This is a genomic window from Dolichospermum sp. UHCC 0259, from assembly GCF_009711935.1.
Lineage (GTDB): Bacteria > Cyanobacteriota > Cyanobacteriia > Cyanobacteriales > Nostocaceae > Dolichospermum.
The window spans coordinates 24,225-42,211 of record NZ_VIKX01000169.1 but is presented as its reverse complement, the minus strand read 5'-3'; the positions used below and the strand labels follow the sequence as shown (position 1 = coordinate 42,211).

Annotated in this window: 17 protein-coding genes; 12 read left to right on the top strand and 5 right to left on the bottom strand. The window is 38.1% G+C overall.

Annotated features, from left to right (window positions below; translation table 11 throughout):
• The first annotated feature begins 114 nt into the window (after positions 1-114).
• Genes ispF through FJR05_RS13330 form a run of 4 tightly spaced genes read left to right on the top strand, consistent with a single transcriptional unit; the run spans position 115 to position 3,642 of the window.
• Positions 115-597, top strand: coding sequence for a 2-C-methyl-D-erythritol 2,4-cyclodiphosphate synthase (gene ispF, locus FJR05_RS13345; protein WP_174783692.1), 483 nt, complete (start codon positions 115-117; stop codon positions 595-597).
• A gap of 26 nt (positions 598-623) precedes the next feature.
• Positions 624-1,169 (top strand): hypothetical protein, encoded by a 546-nt coding sequence (locus FJR05_RS13340; protein ID WP_168644560.1) that lies wholly within the window; start codon positions 624-626, stop codon positions 1,167-1,169.
• 44 nt (positions 1,170-1,213) lie between these two features.
• A complete protein-coding gene (locus FJR05_RS13335) occupies positions 1,214-1,834 on the top strand; it encodes a PIN domain-containing protein (RefSeq protein ID WP_168644559.1) in 621 nt (206 codons plus the stop codon).
• Positions 1,835-1,857: 23 nt separating this feature from the next.
• Entirely contained in the window at positions 1,858-3,642 is a 1,785-nt protein-coding gene (locus FJR05_RS13330; protein ID WP_168644558.1) for an ABC transporter substrate-binding protein, read from the top strand.
• 302 nt (positions 3,643-3,944) lie between these two features.
• Here the strand turns inward: FJR05_RS13330 and FJR05_RS13325 are convergent, their stop codons facing one another.
• Both FJR05_RS13325 and FJR05_RS13320 read right to left on the bottom strand, forming a co-directional pair.
• Positions 3,945-4,859: a mechanosensitive ion channel domain-containing protein gene (locus FJR05_RS13325; RefSeq protein WP_168644557.1), complete on the bottom strand. Its 915-nt coding sequence runs from the start codon at positions 4,857-4,859 to the stop codon at positions 3,945-3,947.
• A gap of 36 nt (positions 4,860-4,895) precedes the next feature.
• The gene (locus FJR05_RS13320; RefSeq protein WP_254446932.1) at positions 4,896-6,575 is read right to left on the bottom strand and encodes a mechanosensitive ion channel family protein; all 1,680 of its coding nucleotides are present in this window, start codon (positions 6,573-6,575) and stop codon (positions 4,896-4,898) included.
• A 192-nt stretch (positions 6,576-6,767) separates the two neighbouring features.
• On the opposite strand from FJR05_RS13320, the gene larB reads away from it, so the two are divergent.
• The 3 genes from larB to argH all read left to right on the top strand — a co-directional run bounded on the left by larB (position 6,768) and on the right by argH (position 9,408).
• Entirely contained in the window at positions 6,768-7,553 is a 786-nt protein-coding gene (larB, locus tag FJR05_RS13315; protein WP_168644555.1) for a nickel pincer cofactor biosynthesis protein LarB, read from the top strand.
• Between the two features lie 102 nt (positions 7,554-7,655).
• Positions 7,656-7,868: a hypothetical protein gene (locus tag FJR05_RS13310; RefSeq protein WP_168644554.1), complete on the top strand. Its 213-nt coding sequence runs from the start codon at positions 7,656-7,658 to the stop codon at positions 7,866-7,868.
• A 151-nt stretch (positions 7,869-8,019) separates the two neighbouring features.
• Positions 8,020-9,408, top strand: coding sequence for an argininosuccinate lyase (gene argH / locus FJR05_RS13305; RefSeq protein ID WP_168644553.1), 1,389 nt, complete (start codon positions 8,020-8,022; stop codon positions 9,406-9,408).
• A gap of 110 nt (positions 9,409-9,518) precedes the next feature.
• On the opposite strand, the gene FJR05_RS13300 is transcribed toward argH, so the two are convergent.
• Positions 9,519-9,692 (bottom strand): hypothetical protein, encoded by a 174-nt coding sequence (locus FJR05_RS13300; protein WP_168465616.1) that lies wholly within the window; start codon positions 9,690-9,692, stop codon positions 9,519-9,521.
• Positions 9,693-10,240: 548 nt separating this feature from the next.
• On the opposite strand from FJR05_RS13300, the gene FJR05_RS13295 reads away from it, so the two are divergent.
• Positions 10,241-10,801 (top strand): pentapeptide repeat-containing protein, encoded by a 561-nt coding sequence (locus tag FJR05_RS13295; RefSeq protein ID WP_168644552.1) that lies wholly within the window; start codon positions 10,241-10,243, stop codon positions 10,799-10,801.
• Between the two features lie 726 nt (positions 10,802-11,527).
• On the opposite strand, the gene FJR05_RS13290 is transcribed toward FJR05_RS13295, so the two are convergent.
• Complete coding sequence (locus FJR05_RS13290; protein WP_168644551.1) at positions 11,528-13,684, bottom strand: polyribonucleotide nucleotidyltransferase; 2,157 nt, start codon at positions 13,682-13,684, stop codon at positions 11,528-11,530.
• Between the two features lie 285 nt (positions 13,685-13,969).
• On the opposite strand from FJR05_RS13290, the gene rpmI reads away from it, so the two are divergent.
• From rpmI to FJR05_RS13270, 4 genes are all read left to right on the top strand, one after another.
• Complete coding sequence (gene rpmI, locus FJR05_RS13285) at positions 13,970-14,167, top strand: 50S ribosomal protein L35 (protein ID WP_168644550.1); 198 nt, start codon at positions 13,970-13,972, stop codon at positions 14,165-14,167.
• A 20-nt stretch (positions 14,168-14,187) separates the two neighbouring features.
• On the top strand, positions 14,188-14,544 hold the full coding sequence (gene rplT / locus FJR05_RS13280) for a 50S ribosomal protein L20 (protein ID WP_015079973.1): 357 nt from the start codon (positions 14,188-14,190) through the stop codon (positions 14,542-14,544).
• 110 nt (positions 14,545-14,654) lie between these two features.
• Positions 14,655-15,437, top strand: coding sequence for a transporter substrate-binding domain-containing protein (locus tag FJR05_RS13275; RefSeq protein ID WP_168644549.1), 783 nt, complete (start codon positions 14,655-14,657; stop codon positions 15,435-15,437).
• 73 nt (positions 15,438-15,510) lie between these two features.
• Positions 15,511-16,035 (top strand): tetratricopeptide repeat protein, encoded by a 525-nt coding sequence (locus FJR05_RS13270; RefSeq protein WP_168644548.1) that lies wholly within the window; start codon positions 15,511-15,513, stop codon positions 16,033-16,035.
• Positions 16,036-16,285: 250 nt separating this feature from the next.
• Here FJR05_RS13270 and FJR05_RS13265 read toward each other — a convergent pair whose 3' ends face one another.
• Complete coding sequence (locus FJR05_RS13265; RefSeq protein WP_168644547.1) at positions 16,286-17,875, bottom strand: HlyD family efflux transporter periplasmic adaptor subunit; 1,590 nt, start codon at positions 17,873-17,875, stop codon at positions 16,286-16,288.
• Positions 17,876-17,987 lie beyond the last annotated feature (112 nt).

Below are 17,987 nucleotides of genomic sequence, written 5' to 3'. Positions count from 1 at the left end.
GGGGATTAGGGGGAGTAGGGGGAGTAGGGGAAGTAGGGGAGCAAGGGGGAGAAAGAATTTTTCTAATGACCAATGACCAATGCCCAATGCCCAATGACCAATGACTAAATAACTATGAACATCAGAATCGGTAACGGCTACGATATACACAGATTGGTGAGCGATCGCAATTTGATTTTAGGCGGTGTTCACATTCCCCATGCACTCGGCTTGTTAGGACACAGTGACGCTGATGTTCTTACTCATGCCATTATGGACGCGATGCTAGGAGCTTTATCTTTGGGGGATATTGGTCATTATTTTCCCCCGACAGATTCCCAATGGGCTGGGGCTGATAGTTTAGTATTATTACATCAAGTCCATCAACTAATTCGTGAACAAGGTTGGAAAATTGGCAATATTGATTCTGTAGTTGTTGCTGAACGTCCCAAATTAAAACCACATATTTCTAAAATGCGAGATAAATTAGCAGCAGTTTTAGAAGTTGAACCAAATCAAATTGGTGTCAAAGCTACAACTAATGAAAAACTCGGACCAACGGGGAGAGAAGAAGGGATTTGTGCTTATGCTGTAGTTTTGTTGGTAGCAGATGATTGATTCATAACTAATAGGAGAATAAGAGAATGTTTAGTTTAGACAAACCAGAAGAACTAATTAAAATCAGACTTATTTCTAGTATTTGGAATAATCAATTTGATTCACCAGAGAAAATAGAAAGTTTATTTCAACTATCTTCTCCAGATATTATTGTCTTAGATCAAAATCAGCAAATTGCATTATTAGTAGATATCACAACGCAAGAAATCCTGGAAAATCATGAAAATAATTTATCAAAAGTCAGCAACCTATATTTACAAAACTCTCAAGAAAGCCCGCGATTTGTTATGTTAGCAAATTTAACAGAAATTAATGTTTTTAAATCTAAAAATAATGTATTTTCTAAACCAGCTATATCATTAAATACAGGAAAAATTCTTAGCCATTATGATTCGGAATTTTGCGAAAAAACAATATTTAATTTCTACTTGAAAACCCTCATAGTATCTTGGTTAAGAGATTTGAATTATCACTGGAAATCAGAAATACCACCTGCTTCTGAAAAATTTGAAAAAATAGGTTTATTAGCAAAGCTAAAACATGGAGAAATATATTCACAAAATGATGAATAATAGTAGGTAATTTATATTTATTTACCAGTACCAGGAATATTAAAATGACCATACTTTATATAGAAACTAATTTTTTAATGACTATTGCTAAAGGACAGGATACACGAGCGGATAATTTGCTTTATAATCGTCCTAAGTCATTAAAAATATTTATACCCCATATTTGTTATATAGAAGCAATTACAGTTTATAAATTAGAGAAGCAGGAAAAACTTAATTTTAAAAGAGATATGGAACTAAAAATTAGAGAAATTGCTCGTGATCAAACTTCTAATTATGCTCCTCTATTAGTTCAACAGCTACAACAAGCTATCATTACTAATGATGGTTTACTTAATGACATTGAATCTCGCCTTGATAATGCTATTAATACTCGCATTAACATCATCAATGTAAATTTTAATAACCTTAAAAATATTTGTCAATCAGTGTTGACACAACCAGAAATATTACTAATTAAAAATGATATTATGGATAATATAATATTACAATCTATATTATATCATGCCCAATTATATCCTCAAGAAGATAAAGCATTTATTAGTAATAATAGTAAGGACTTTGGTAAATCTGAAGTCAAAGAAGTTTTACGCAATGCTGGAATTAAATATTTTACAATCACGCAGGATTTCCTCAATTGGTTTAATTCTCATTCATCAACTTAGATAACTGTTTAATTATTAAAACTATGACATTAACAAAAAAGATACTCAATTCCACAAAACGCCTTTTTTTATTAATAACTATTATTGCATTTGCAGCAATAGGACTTACCGCTTGTAACTCCACTAAATTAAAAACCAATGCGGCTCAAGTACCCCAATTAGTAACAAGCATTTTGAGTGATCCAAAAACATTTAATGCAGCGCTGAGTTCCGAATCACCAAATATTTTTGGTCTTACTTATGAAGGATTATTAACTCAAAATCCCATTGATGGCAAAATAGAAGGAGCATTAGCCGAATCATGGGAAATATCACCAGATAAAACCAAAATTACCTTTACCATGCGTGAAGGTCTAAAATGGTCAGATGGACAACCATTAACAGTTGATGATGTTGTCTTTACCTATAATGATATTTATTTAAATGAAAACATCCCCACAGATACTAGAGATGTTTTAAGAGTCGGGAAAGATCGCAAATTACCAACTGTCAAAAAAATAGACAATAGAAGGGTAGAATTTAGTGTCCCTGAACCATTTAGACCTTTTTTACTAAATACAGGAGCATCTATTTTACCTGCTCATATTTTAGAAAAATCAGTCAAAACAAAAAATAAAGATGGTAAAGTGGAATTTCTGAATAAATGGGGTGTTGATACTCCGACCGAAGAAATCATTGTTAATGGCCCTTATAAACTAGAAAGATATGATACGAGTCAACGGGTAATTTTTCGCCGTAACCCCTATTATTGGCGTAAAGATGCTCAAGGCAAACCCCAACCTTATATTGAACGAATAATTTGGCAAATTGTGGAATCAACAGATACTTCCTTACTCCAATTTCGTTCCGGTGATTTAGATTCTATTGGTGTTTCCCCGGATTATTTTTCTTTATTAAAAGTTCAGGAAAAACAAGGGAATTTTAAAATATATAATGGGGGTCCTAGTTCTAGCACTTCCTTTATTTCCTTTAACTTAAATAAGGGAAAAAGAAAAAATCAACCATTAGTTGATCCCATTAAATCTAAATGGTTTAATAATGTGCAATTTCGCCAAGCAGTAGCCTATGCTATTGATAGACAAACCATGTTGAATAATACTTTTCGTGGTTTAGGTACACCCCAAAATTCTCCTATTTCTGTTCAAAGTCCTTATTTTTTATCACCGGAAAAAGGCTTGAAAGTTTATAACTATAATCCTGAAAAAGCCAAAGAATTGCTAATAAAAGCTGGGTTTAAATATAATGCCAAAAATCTCTTAGTAGATGATCAAGGTAATGAAGTGAGATTTGCATTACTCACTAATGCAGGTAATAAGATTCGGGAGTCAATGGGTTCGCAAATTAAACAAGATTTAAGTAAAATTGGGATTCAAGTAGATTTTACGCCATTGGCTTGGAATACTTTTATAGATAAACTTTCTAATACTTTAGATTGGGATGCTTGTTTAATAGGTTTAACAGGGGGTTTAGAACCAAATGATGGGGCTAATGTGTGGTCTCCTGAAGGAGGACTACATATGTTTAATCAAAAACCACAAGCTGGACAAAAACCGATTGAAGGTTGGGAAGTTGCTGACTGGGAAAAGAAAATTCATGAACTTTATATTCAAGGCGCACAGGAGTTTGATGAGGCTAAATTAAAGAAAATTTATGGCGAAAGTCAACAATTAACACAGGAGTATTTACCTTTTATTTACTTGGTTAACTCATATTCTTTATCAGCAATCAGAAACCGTTTTCAAGGTATCCAATATTCTGCCCTTGGTGGTGCTTTTTGGAATATTCATGAAATTAAAGTTACGAAATAGGGAAATGGATATTACCTGAGTTCGGTGTTAGGAGTTCGGAGTTTCTCCTTCGGAGACGCTACGCGAACAGAGTTATGATTTTTTCAACGAGATCATAAGGGTTTGAGACTCATATTTGGGGCAGTTTTCCAAAAATTATCTTATGTCGAACTCAGGTGATATTGGCACATATTCTTCTGGGAAGTTAGGAATTTTTATAGCGGTTATCGGTTAAGTGAGATACAAAAACCCCACTCTCAACCCCCTCCCCGCTCTTCGAGAGGGGGCTATGATGTAGCGACTACAAAAGTTGGAGAACTTTTTTATGTGTTGTCCGTTAGTTTGACGTTAAATGCAGGTGTTTCTACTATGTGAATGGTGGTGGAAGCAATGCTTATACTTCCTTTTGTGTTGTCGAATTCGTCAAGAATTCGGCTAAAGATGACATCTTTTTTACCTCGACGTTGTTTGTAGTCCACTACATAACGCAGGGTAAATTCTAGCCAGTTGTCGTTAGCTGCTAGGGTGACAGCAGGTTCGATTCTGGCATCTTCAATTAAATATTTGTGTACCATATGTTGCCATTGTACCTGTGCTTGAGGCATATATTCCCCGACAACTTCGTTAGCTACCTGTTGCAGGATTTCTCTGGTTAAAGAGCGATCGCTCCCGTATTTTACTGGTACAGTAATTTCATCCCAGACAAAGGGAAAATCTGCTGAATAATTAAATACGGGTTCTTTAAACACAAAACTATTAGCAATTCTGACAATTCTGCCATTATAAAGATCAGCTTTTACCCAAGCACCGCACTCCATTAAAGTAGTCCGTAAAATACTAATATCTATAACATCTCCCATTATCCCACCCAGTAATACTCTATCTCCTGGTTTGTAAAATTGACCGAAGGAAATAGCTACCCAACCAGCAAAACTCCCAATTACTTCTTGTAATGCAAAGGCGACACCAGCACCAATTACCCCAAAAATTACTGTTAGTTTTCCCAGGCTATCACTAAATATCAAAACAATTAATAAAGCTATAATTGCATAACCAACAAAGGTAATGCCTTTGCGGATACGATAGCGTAAATCACTGTCTTGAACCTGACGCGGTAAAACTTGAGATAAAATTCGGAAAATAATGGCAACTATAATAATCCCTGAAGTTACTTCAATCAATTTGATAACTATAGCATCATCTAATAATTTTTGAATTGTCTTTAAAGCATTTTCCACAAGTTAATCCTTATTAAATAAACGGTTAATTTACATTCATAAATTTGGTGTATTTTTACTGTTATCAGGGTTGAAAAGGTTATTTAAAGAAGATAGCCGAAATCCTGGTGCTTTGTAATCTTCAGACAGATAGTTTTCTGGTATGGTGGTTTGATTACCGTCTCTGATCGCAGAATAATGAGGAGAAAGAATTTCAATCCCTGCTTCACTACATTTATCCTGAATATTTTGATGGAGTTCTGAATAAATGTTCGCCATTAGCATGGGTTTATTACTATAAGCATTTAATTCATAACTAACATAGAAATCATCTAAACTAGTTTGCAAAACAAAGGGAATAGGTTCAGTTAGTATATTATTTGTCGCTATTGCTGCATCAATTAAAACTTGATGAACTTTTCGCCAAGGCACATCATACCCAAGTGTGATTGTTGTATGTAATATTAGATAATAATTAGGGTCTTGAGATAGGGCTGTATAGTTGATAATTTGGCTAGTTAATACAGTTCCATTAGGAATAGTAATAATGACATTTTTGATGGTACGAATGCGCGTAACTAGCAGGGTTTTTTCTACTATATCACCTATAGCTTCACCAATTTTAATGCGATCGCCCATTTGGAAAGCACGGGTATAAATAAGAATAGTCCCCGCGACAACATTAGCTACAACAGCCGTTGAACCCAAGGAAAACAAAATCCCTAAAAATACTGATATACCTTGAAATGCTGGTGAACCAAATCCTGGTAAATAAGGAAATGCTAACACTAAGGCTAAAGCCACTATAATTAAAAATACCAGTTTATAGGTTGGCTCTGCCCAATCATTATAAAAGCCGGGAACGGATATAGTTCCATTTCCTAATTCTGTGAAAAGATAGCGAATAAATTTAAGACTATAGTAACTGATAAAAATAATTAATGCTAATGCAAATATATTGGGTAAATAATCTGCAAATGCTAACCAACTTTTATAAATTGTTGCTAGAAAATAACTAATAAGTCTAGAACTTATTTGTTTTGTCCAAGGAAAAAAACTCAAAACCAAAGAAATGTAAATATAGAAAATACTAATTACTAGAATTGTGCGGATAATTTTAACTAGCCTAGTCACAATATTACTGACTCTAGCTGCGGGTAAAAGTTCTATATTTTGAATTCTTAACTCAGGGATTCTAATTCCTGTCCAATTTTGTAATCTAGTAATAATTCTGGGATAAATTTGATTAAATACTTTTAAAAGTATTAATAAAACAAGGGTTGAAATAAAACTATAAATTATTCCTTTTAAAATATTGACTAGGCTACGTTCTTTTCGATATTGGATAATAGTATTTTTAATTATTTCTAAATATTCCTTGCCTAATATTTGTCTGGTTTGATTTGCAGCTTTAGCATCTTTATCTGTGAGTGTAAGTAACAGTTTATCCCCTACAACAATATTAGTGATATCCGCATTCTCTATAAGTTGTAGATTCTCTAGGGATGTTGATGGATCATTAGCAATTTTTTCTAGTCTATTGCTTACGGCTTCCGCTCTCTCTTGGGGAGAAAATGAACCCACATTCCTTTGAATTACAAATAGTGTGGTATCTCCTAACAATACAGGAGTTCCATCTATTTTATTCACAACGTCAGAATTTTGAGCAACAGGTGTGTCTCGATCTGGAACAGTTACAGTTTTATCTTGAGAGTAAGCTATAGATATGTTTATCATAAAAATAAAACATATTAGGCTAATCATAAACTTATGAAAAATATTTATATCCTTTGTTTTATTAATGTGTTTTTTCATGATTTGATTAAATTTATGGCTCTTCGTCAAGCCATGCTTGGTATAGTATCATAGATGTTAAAAATATAATCAGCCTAGAATAGATTTATAATTCATTTTTAATTCAAAATTGCAGTGACACAACCAGAAAATTTGCGATCGCTCTTAGAAGCCGTCGCCAATGGTAAAATAACCCCAGATATAGCCTTCGACTCCCTCAAAGACCTAGCCTATCAATCCGTAGGTGAGTTTGCCAAAATAGACCATCATCGTCAATTAAGAACCGGTTTTCCGGAAGTAATTTGGGGACCTGGTAAAACACCGGAACAAATTGCTCAAATCATGGAAGTCATGCGCCACCGCACTTCTGTCGTCATGGCTACCCGCATTGAACCACAAGTATATTCCGCCTTACAACCAAAAGTTAGAGGTATCCAATATTACGAACAAGCCCGAATTTGTGCCATTGTTCCCCCTGTAATTGAAGTCAGATTTCCCGGTAAAATTGGCATTCTTTCCGCTGGTACTGCCGATTTAGCCGTTGCCGAAGAAGCCGCTGTTACTGCGGAACTTTCCGGTTTTTTTGTACAGCGCCTCTGGGATGTAGGTGTGGCGGGAATTCATCGGTTATTAAGCAACCGTCATGTATTAGAATCAGCATCGGTTTTAATCGTTGTCGCGGGCATGGAAGGGGCTTTACCTAGTGTTGTAGCGGGTTTGGCAGATTGTCCCGTAATTGCTGTTCCTACCAGTATTGGCTATGGTGCAAGCTTTTCGGGTTTAGCACCTCTATTGACAATGCTTAACTCTTGTGCTGCTGGTATTGGTGTAGTTAATATAGATAATGGCTTTGGTGCAGCAGTTTTAGCTGGGCAAATTTTACGAACTTCAGAAAAATTACGTTTGGCGGCAGAAATATAGTAAAGTATGAAAGTAAATATTGCGTATAATTGCGGTAGCTTTTGATTTGATTAGTTACTTCAACTCTTGATAACAGGTAATAAACATTTTGGTAAAATTATTATGGAACATTTGAATGATTCACTATTGCCACTGCTAGGAAATTTACACGAACACATTACTCTTCTGGCTAATGTTGGTCATGTTAAAGACCCAGACCTGTTAGGTCAAGTACAAGCCTCTTGGAATCACTTTGTCAAAACTGGGCAAGTTTGGGCAATGTTGATTGGTATAATTGTGGGTTATCTGTTCAAAGGTTTTACTAGTTACGGTTAAAGTGATTTTAGATTTTAGATTTTGGATTAATTATTTAGATACTGAAGACCTTGTAATTTCGCTTATGAAACAACAAGATTTTTAACTCACATAGGGCGTATGATTCAAAATCTAACATCTACATATAATCTCTGCCTCTCCCTTCAGATTTATGACCGAAAAACAAACTTGGAGTCAGCGGTTTGAATCCGCGCTACATCCAGCGATCGCTCGTTTTAATGCTAGTATCAGTTTTGACATTGAACTTATCGAATATGATATTACCGGTTCTCAAGCCCATGCCAAAATGTTGGCGCATACAGGGATAATTTCCCGTGCAGAAGGGGAAGCACTGTTCAACGGTTTAGAACAAGTTCGTCAAGAATATCGTCAAGGACAATTCCAACCCGGTGTTGATGCTGAAGATGTCCATTTTGCCGTAGAAAAGCGCCTTACGGAAATTGTCGGAGATGTCGGTAAAAAACTTCACACCGCCCGTTCTCGCAATGACCAAGTAGGTACAGATACAAGATTATACCTCCGCGATCAAATTCAACAAATCCGCCAACAATTACGGGACTGGCAAACAGTCTTAGTTGATATAGCCGAAAAAAATGTTGAAACCCTCATTCCTGGTTATACCCACCTGCAACGCGCCCAACCAGTCAGTTTAGCCCACCATTTACTGGCCTACTTTCAGATGGCACAACGGGACTGGGAACGCTTAGAAGACGTTTATAGCCGAGTCAATATCTCTCCTTTGGGTTGTGGTGCTTTAGCGGGAACAACTTTTCCTATTGACCGCCACTATACAGCCAATTTATTACATTTTGACAATGTTTATGCTAACAGTTTGGACGGAGTGAGCGATCGGGACTTTGCCATAGAATTTCTCTGTGCTGCTAGTATTATCATGGTTCACCTCAGCCGTCTTTCTGAAGAAATAATCCTGTGGGCATCTGAAGAATTTCGCTTCATCACCCTTAAAGATAGCTGTGCCACAGGTTCTAGCATTATGCCCCAAAAGAAAAACCCCGACGTACCCGAATTAGTGCGCGGCAAAACCGGGCGAGTCTTTGGTCATCTGCAAGCCATGTTAGTAATTATGAAGGGTTTACCCCTGGCTTATAACAAAGACCTCCAGGAAGACAAAGAATGCATATTTGACAGCGTAAACACAGTCAAAGCCTGTTTAGAAGCAATGACAATTCTACTGCAAGAAGGTTTAGAATTTCGTCATCAGCGACTAGCAACAGCAGTTACAGAAGACTTTGCTAACGCTACCGATGTCGCAGATTATCTCGCCGCTAGGGGTGTACCCTTCCGCGAAGCTTATAACATTGTGGGCAAAGTCGTCAAAACCAGTATTGCCGCTGGTAAACTACTCAAAGACCTACAATTAGAAGAATGGCAACAAATCCATCCCGCATTTGCCGCCGATATTTATGAAGCCATAACTCCACGCCAAGTAGTTGCAGCCCGCAACAGCTATGGAGGTACAGGATTTGAACAAGTTAGACAAGCTCTTGTCAACGCCCGAACTCAAATCGGGGTGAAATAAAAGGAGCAAGGGGCAGTGAGCAGTAAGCAGGGAAAATTTTCTTCCTCCTGACTCCTGACTCCTGACTCCTGACTCCTACTATATGAAAGAGTTAAATTTAACCAGATACATTAATCAGCAGCGTCCATTGCTGCTGCGCCTGTTCCTTCTTCCTCTTCACTCTTGGGCGGTCTTTGTTGGAATCTTCTGCCCATTCTACCTGTGGTGGTCCGTTTACGAAACTTTCTGGCGTAGGCCTGGTTTCGTAGCGCCTTTTCTTTTTTCGGGTTACGGCGCTTTGCCATATTCACCTCATTAATAAACAACAAAAAATTGGCATCTAGGCCATATCAGCTACCGATATTATTGATATACTTTTTTAGCCTAGTGCAGCAATCAATACACTTTAAATAGCATACCATTATATCGCACTAAAAACTCTAATGTCAACCAGAATTTAGGTTGGTAATTGGTATTACCTGAGTTCGATGTAAGAAAATCAGCTATAAAATAAATAAGTTTTCAAAAGGGTTATCGCCAAAGTTCCAACTATAGGTGAGGTCGTTACCAGGGTCGGTGGCTGTGGATCTGAAGGCGCTGGTTGTTCCAAATTCGCTGTTATCGTAGGGGGTGGTGTCTATGAACCAGCCTGCGCCGTTAGCGTCGTTGTCTATGAGAAGCGTGCCGCCGTTGGGGCGACCTTGGGGTCGAATTGGGTGATTTGGGCTTCGGCTAGTTGTCCGGTGGGGAGGTCGGTGATTTGGAGGGTGATGTTGAAGGTTGGGTCGAAGAGAATGTTCCAGAGGGTTTGTGTGGTAGAGTTGATGGTAGTAATTGATTCGGGAGTTAAGTTATGGATGGAAACAAGAGACCCGAAATTTGTTTTATTGAAGAGTTCCTCAAGCTTTATGCTGCTGGAAGAAGGGATTTCTCTGGACTGAGCTTTAGCTATATTTACGGGGACTACTCTTTGCTGGAAGGAGCCGATCTCAGTGGAATTAACTTGGCTGGAGCTAACTTGGCTCAATGCGGTTTTATTGGTACTAATCTCAGCAATGCTTTCTTGGTTGGAATTGATGTTTCGGAAGGCTTTCTTTATGATTGTAACTTGAGTAGGGCTGATTTGCGAGGTGCTAATCTGATCAAGACTGGGTTGCATTCTGATTTGCGAAGTGCTGACTTGAGTTACGCAAACTTGACTAGGGCTAATTTGGCTGGTGCTATTGGTCCAGCCATCCTCAATCATACCAACCTGGCTGAAGCTGACCTCAGAAACACTGTTGGTTTTATGCACAACAATGGGTTGGAACTCCGTCAAGTCAGATATGGCAACATTGGTACTTTTTTCTGGAATACCATCATGCCCGATGGAAGTATCGAAACTGGACCTGTCTATATTGCTGACTGGCTGTGATAGGTTGTCAACATTATCTTGTGCTGCCATCAAAGGGGCAGTAGTGGAATGGCAATTCCTAGTAGATTGGGTTGAGGAACGTTCACGAAGTGTGCCGAAGGCATAACCCAAGATTAACGATATCTAAAAGAATTAATAACTATAAATTAACTATACAAATATTCCCATCATAATATATACTCACTTTAAAACAATATCTTGTCCAAATCGAAAAAAGTCTTAATTTATAGGTTGGTTTGTTCGCGTTAGCGTTGCCAAGCAAGGGAATGAAACCTAACGCATTTGTTGAGTTGCGAGATTCCTGCGGATCGCTTCGATATTGATACTGTTACCATAATTTTTACCTCTTGATAATTAGGGTCTGCTGAATAAACCTAGAACTGAGATATATCAAAAGTTTGAAGGTGAAAGGGGTGAATCAAGTGCAAGGAATAAGGGTTGAAATTAGCAAAAACCTATCACTTTACCAGATTCAATACTATTCTTCTCTTCTTCTAATTCTTCCTCCTGACTCCTGACTCCTAGCCCTCACAGACAACTTTTTAAGCAAACCCTAATTACGACATAAACTTACCTGTTGCCAAATTGGTTGTTAGCTTTTTTTGTATTGGTTTTATATAACTAACTTACTACCAAAATCACCGTAACGATGCCTACTAGCAAGGCATCGCGGATTTTAGATTTGCGATTTGTCCGTAATCTAAAATCTAAAATCCAGCCAGCGATTTAATTGTTTACTGCTGCTGCTTCCCGTGCTGCTGCGGCTTGATCTGGGTGAATACCTAAGCGTGTTAGATTAATTCGACCCTTATTGTCAATTTCTCGCACTTTGACAATCACCTCATCACCAACAGCTACTTCATCTTCAACCTTACCAACGCGATAGTCAGCAAGTTGAGAAATGTGAATCATGCCTTCTTTACCGGGCAAGAACTCCACAAAAGCACCAATGGGTATAACCCGTGTCACACGACCGATATAAACATCCCCTTCATGGAGTTTACGAGTCATGCCCTGAACGATGTTCCGCGCTCTCTTAGCTCGGTTTTCATCAACTGCGGAAATGGTGACAGTACCATCATCTTGGATGTCAATTTTTGCACCAGTTTCTTCAGTGATACCTTTAATGGTTTTACCACCAGGTCCAATAACCAGACCAATCATGTCAGGATCAATCTTAATTGTTAGCAGACGTGGGGCAAAGGGTGAAGTTTCTTCCCTGTGTGTATCAATCGTCTGGAGCATTTTTTCCAGAATGTGTAACCGGGCAGGTTTGGCTTGGTTGACGGCTTGGGCAATGACTTCTAAAGACAAACCAGATATTTTCATATCCATTTGCAAAGCTGTAATCCCAGTATCTGTACCGGCAACTTTGAAGTCCATGTCACCCAAAAAGTCTTCAATGCCTTGAATATCGGTAAGGATTCGCACTTCGTCCCCTTCCTTAATCAAGCCCATTGCCGCACCGCTCACTGGTTTGGTAATGGGTACACCTGCATCCATGAGGGATAAACTAGAACCACAAACTGAACCCATTGAAGTTGAACCGTTGGAAGAAAGCACTTCCGAAACGACGCGAATTACGTAGGGGAACTTGTCTTTTGGTGGTAGTACAGGTAACAATGCCCGTTCTGCTAATGCACCATGTCCGATTTCTCGTCTCCCAGGGGCGCGTAATGGCTTGGTTTCGCCGACGGAGAAGGGAGGGAAGTTATAGTGATGCAGGTAACGTTTGGTTTGTTCTAGTTGCAAGTCGTCGTTGAGATTTTGGGCATCTCCAGGAGTACCAAGGGTACACATTGATAGTACCTGAGTCAGTCCCCGGTTAAATAAGCCGCTACCATGCACTCGTTTGGGTATAATACCAACTCGACAAGAGATAGGACGGACTTCATCAAGTTTACGACCATCTACGCGCACGTTATCTTCAATGATTTGCAGACGCATGAAATATTTGGTAATGCTTTTGAATGTATTACCAAGAGCTTTGGAGTCGGATGTGGCAGCGATGCGAATGGGGTCTTCTTCTGGTAAAGCTTTGATTTCAGCCGAAATACTATCTTTAACTGCATCTAAAGCAATATCACGATCAGTTTTAGTTAACTCAAATTGCGCCAAGATTTTTTTGATCTCATCACTGGCGCGATCGCGGATATAGTTTTCTAATGTCTTATCTACTTCGGGTGGTTCTTCTTGCACCAGTTTTAGACCTAATTCATCCAGCAAATCTAACTGGGCTTGAATTAAATCCCGAACCGCTTCGTAGCCAAAATCAATCGCTTCAATAATATCTCGCTCTGGCAACTGATTTGCACCCGCTTCCACCATGATTACCCCATCTGGAGAACCGGCAACGATTAAATCCAAATCGCCCGCTTCAATTTCTGCGTAGGTGGGGTTAATAATAAAATCATCACCAACCAAGCCTACTCGCACTGCGGCCATTGGTCCATTAAAAGGAATTTGGGCAATGAGAGTAGCAATTGAAGCACCTGTGACTGCTAACACATCAGGGGGGACTTGCTCATCCATTGACATGGTTATTGCTACAACTTGCAAATCATCCCGCAACCATGAAGGGAATAAAGGACGGAGTGGACGGTCAATCAGACGACTGGCAAGAATTGCCTTTTCCGGTGGACGACCTTCCCGGCGCATAATTCCCCCAGGAATTCTTCCTGCTGCGTACAATCTTTCTTCGTAATCTACGGTCAGTGGCAAAAAATCAATGCCTTCCCGCGCTGCTGACCTTGTAGCCGTTACTAAAACAGTTGTATCTCCTGATTGTATCAAAACCGACCCACCTGCTTGGGGGGCTAGTAGGCCAACCGTCAGTCGAATATCCCGTCCATCAAAGGATATTGACTTTTCAAATTCTGCCATTCAGTTTTTTTTCCTTCTCTTACGCGATTCTCACTCTGTGGCAATCCTAACATTTATGCAGTCTAGACGGCTTCTGTAATGAACAAACATAAAACAAAATTTTCTCATTTAGCTGTACAACAGGCTTCATATCTGGGTTTGTGATCTCATTTCTATTTTTTATAACGATTTAATATCTGAATATGATGGTTATGTCCTGGGAATTTTTGGCGATCTTGCTGATGGGGCATACAATTTGCCTTTTCTCATATATAATAATAGATTGTGTTGAATTAAAGCCATCCCATGCCTAAACTAAAGACTCGCAAGGCTGCGGCGAAGAGATTCCGCGCCACCGGTAGCGGTAAAATTGTCCGCCGCAAACCTTTCAAAAACCACTTATTAGAGCATAAATCCTCTAGTAAAAAGAACGATATGTCAAAAATGGCAGTTGTTCATGAACGAGACGAACCTAACGTACGTTTAATGCTTCCATATTTGTAAAAGATCACAGGTAATAAGATATGACTCGGGTAAAACGCGGTAATGTAGCTCGTAAACGCCGCAATAAAATTCTCAAATTAGCTAAAGGTTTTCGTGGTTCTCACTCAACTTTGTTTAGAACCGCTAACCAACAAGTAATGAAGGCGCTTCGCAGTGCTTACCGCGATCGCAAAAAGAAGAAGCGTGATTTTCGCCGTCTATGGATAGCGCGGATTAATGCAGCTTCTAGACAACACGGTTTAAGCTACAGCCGTTTGATTGGTAATTTGAAAAAGGCCAATGTGGAACTAAACCGCAAAATGTTGGCACAATTGGCAATTCTTGATCCTGCAAGCTTCGCTAAAATTGCGGAACTGGCTAACTCGGTTAACGGATAAAGGTGGCAACGGATGAATAACGGATGTAACGGATGGCACTTCGGAGAATTGAAAATTAAAAATCAAGAAACTTTTTGGTATTTTTAATTGGAGTAAAACGCAGAGCAATTATGAATAAGTTACATCTGGTATTATCCGCTACCCTTTTTTTGATTTTTTGTCTGTATTTTATCAATGGAAACTTAACTGCATCTGCCGCGACAATGGCGGAAATTCAGCAACGAGGCTATTTAAATATGGCAGTTAAGGATAATCTTCGCCCTTTAGGTTTTAGGGATGAAAAGGGTACTTTACAAGGGTTAGAGATTGATTTAGCTAACCGTTTGGCTAGGGATTTGTTGGGTAAAGCTGATGCTGTGAAGTTGCAACCAGTAGCTAATAGCGATCGCTTACCATTAGTATTTAATCAGCAAGTTGATTTAGCGATCGCTGGAGTCACAGCCACAGAATCACGTTCTCGCATCGTTAGCTTCAGTGTTCCTTACTATTATGACGGAGCAGGAATAGTTACAAAAAATACAGCTATTCAAGCCTTAAAAGATGTCAACAAACGGAAAATAGCTGTTCTCAACTACTCCAGCACAATTGGATACCTAAAATATTTTACACCCTCTGCTGAGTTGGTCAGCGTAAATTCTTATGCTCAAGGGTGGGAAAAAATAGAAAGTAATCAGGTAGATGGTTTTGCAGCAGATATTAGTATTCTTAGTGGTTGGGTGCAAGCACATCCCCAATATCGCATACTGTCAACTAAATTATCAGCAGAACCGCTATCTGTAGTGATGCCAAAAGGATTACAATATGATGAATTAAGACGTAACGTGAATGAAGCGATCGCTCGTTACACGGTTACAGGTTGGCTAAAAGAGCGGATAGAATACTGGGGATTGTAGTAATTTAGTGAGAAATATACAACCTAATAACTGATAATAGATAGAGTATTTTAATAATTTGTATTTGTAGAAAATGGATAGCAATTTAGTCATCATTTATCTGTCACTTTTTGTTGTTTTACTGGCATTTGCCGGAGTGAATGTTTTTCGTCAAGTATTCAAAACCCGAAAACTTGAAAGCTCCTTGAATAAGTTAAAAAACAAATTAACTAAAGAAAAAGGTACGGCTCAAGAATATTATGAATTAGCTAGTATCTATTCAGAAAAAAAAGTATTTAGTCAAGCCATACCCCTATTCCAAAAATCTCTCAAAGCAGCCGAAGAAGAGGGAGAAGAATCTATTGCTCCTATTTACAACGGATTGGGATATGTTTACTTTGCTCAAGAGCAATATGACTTAGCAATTCGTCAATACAAAGAAGCCATAAAATTGAACCCAGACTATGTATCAGCCCTAAATAATCTCGGACACGCTTACGAAAAGAAAAAATTGAATGCTCAAGCTTTAGAAATGTATGAAGCAACACTCAAATTAGCACCCAATAACGCTGTTGCTAAACGTCGGGCTGAATCCCTACGTCGCTTAGTTTCTATATAAGTAGAGTAACGTAAATAATTAAAGGTTTGTAGTAAGGTCTTTAGACCTGAAAGTAGGGCTAAAGCCCTAACTACGAGCCAATTTCAGAATCTGTTAACTTACTTAACATAGGCACTTACAGATCCCCCTAACCCTCTTTAAAAAGGGGGATTTAGGGATATCTAAAAGTTCTTGATACATAAATAAGGACTTTTAAAAAATCCTCTAAACCTAAACCCCTACACTTCTAGGTTAAGTCTTTTAAAAATCCCTAACGGACTTCGTTTAAGCTCTCAATTTGCTTGGTAAACATTTCCGTAAATAAACTCATGACTGTCCGTTCTTCACGGACTTTGATATTAGCGGTAATAGACATACCCGATTGTAAAGATATCTTTCTCTCTTGATTGGTGAGACTTAATTGTTGTCTATCTAACTTGATTTTGGCTGGAAACCTGTAAAATTGATGGTTTTGGTCGGGAGGTAAAGCATCTGAACCAATACTAATTACTTTACCCTTAATATCACCAAATTCACTAAAGGGAAAAGAGTCAATTCTCACATCTACATTCATACCTTTCCTAACAAAACCAATATCTTTATTGGTGATGAAAACTTCGGCTATGAGGTTATCTTTAGGGACGATTTGCAGTAGCTTTTGGGTGGAATTGGCAACAAAACCCGGATTTTTAGCTTGAAGATCAAAAATTACACCTCCTACAGGAGCGCGAAGTTCTTGATATTTAACGTTTAATTGTGTTTGGGAGATTTTACTATTAATATCTGCTAAACGCTGTTCATTGTCTAGAATAATCTTCATGAATTGACTATCAATTTCCGCAATCCGTTGTTTGTTAGCACCGATTTTTTCCAAAATAATTTTATCAGAACTAGCAACTGTATTAGTTAATTGCTCTTTTCCCTTATCAATCTCAAATTGTAGCCGTTTTTCTTCTTCCTGCAATTGTGATATTTCTGCGGAAAGAGTTTGTACCTGTTGTTGCTGATTCAGATATTGCAGTTTAGAAATACCACCTTCTTCCGCTAAGGTTTTAAGACTACCTAAAATCTGACTTTGAATTGCTAAACCATTTTTAGTATCTTGCAGTCTAAATCTAGTTTGAGAAAGTTGTTTTCGGGTTTTTTCAACTTCCAAATCTGCGGCTTTGGAGCGAGATGCTAATTCTGTTTTTGCAACTGCTAATAGTTGTTGTTCATCAATTCCTGTACCTGCTGCTCCTGGTAAATTTCTTAATTGAGAACGTAATAATTCATTTTCTGCTACTAAGGAGGAGCGACTTTTGAGCAGAAAAGCCGATTCTCCGGGGAGTTTACTGCGTAAAAATGCTATTTCAGCATCTATTCCTGTACTTGCTCCCATTAAACGACGATAGATATTGTTTTCTTGAATTAAAGCTATCCGAATTTTATTCAATGAATTTAATTCAGCTAGGGTAGCAATGGAATCAAAAGTTAATAATAAATCTCCTGGTTTTACCTCTTTACCATCTTTGACATACAGTGATTTTACAACTCCATTGATGGGAGCTTGTACGTCTTTAACTGTTCCTTCTGGTTTTAATTGTCCTGTGGCAGGAACTACTTGCTCAATTTTCGCTAAACAAGCCCAGATAATTCCAAAACAAGCCAATCCCATGAGAGTAATCATGATGGTTCGTGACCAAATTGGAGATTGGCGGAGAACTACAGATTGCTCGAAGTTGTCGAAATTGAGGTCAGGTTTTGGCTGTTTAGGAGCGGGTTTTGGAGGTGTTAAGACTTGTGCATCTCTATAAGATCCTTTACCATTTCCGTTGCCGTTACCATTTCCGTTGGTGTAACTACCATTAAGTTGAGTCATAATAATTTCAGATTTTGGATTTTAGATTGAATATTTAATGGTGTGTAATTTTATCTTTAATTAGTTATCAGTTGAATTTTATAGGAACAACTGACAACTGATAACTAAGAAC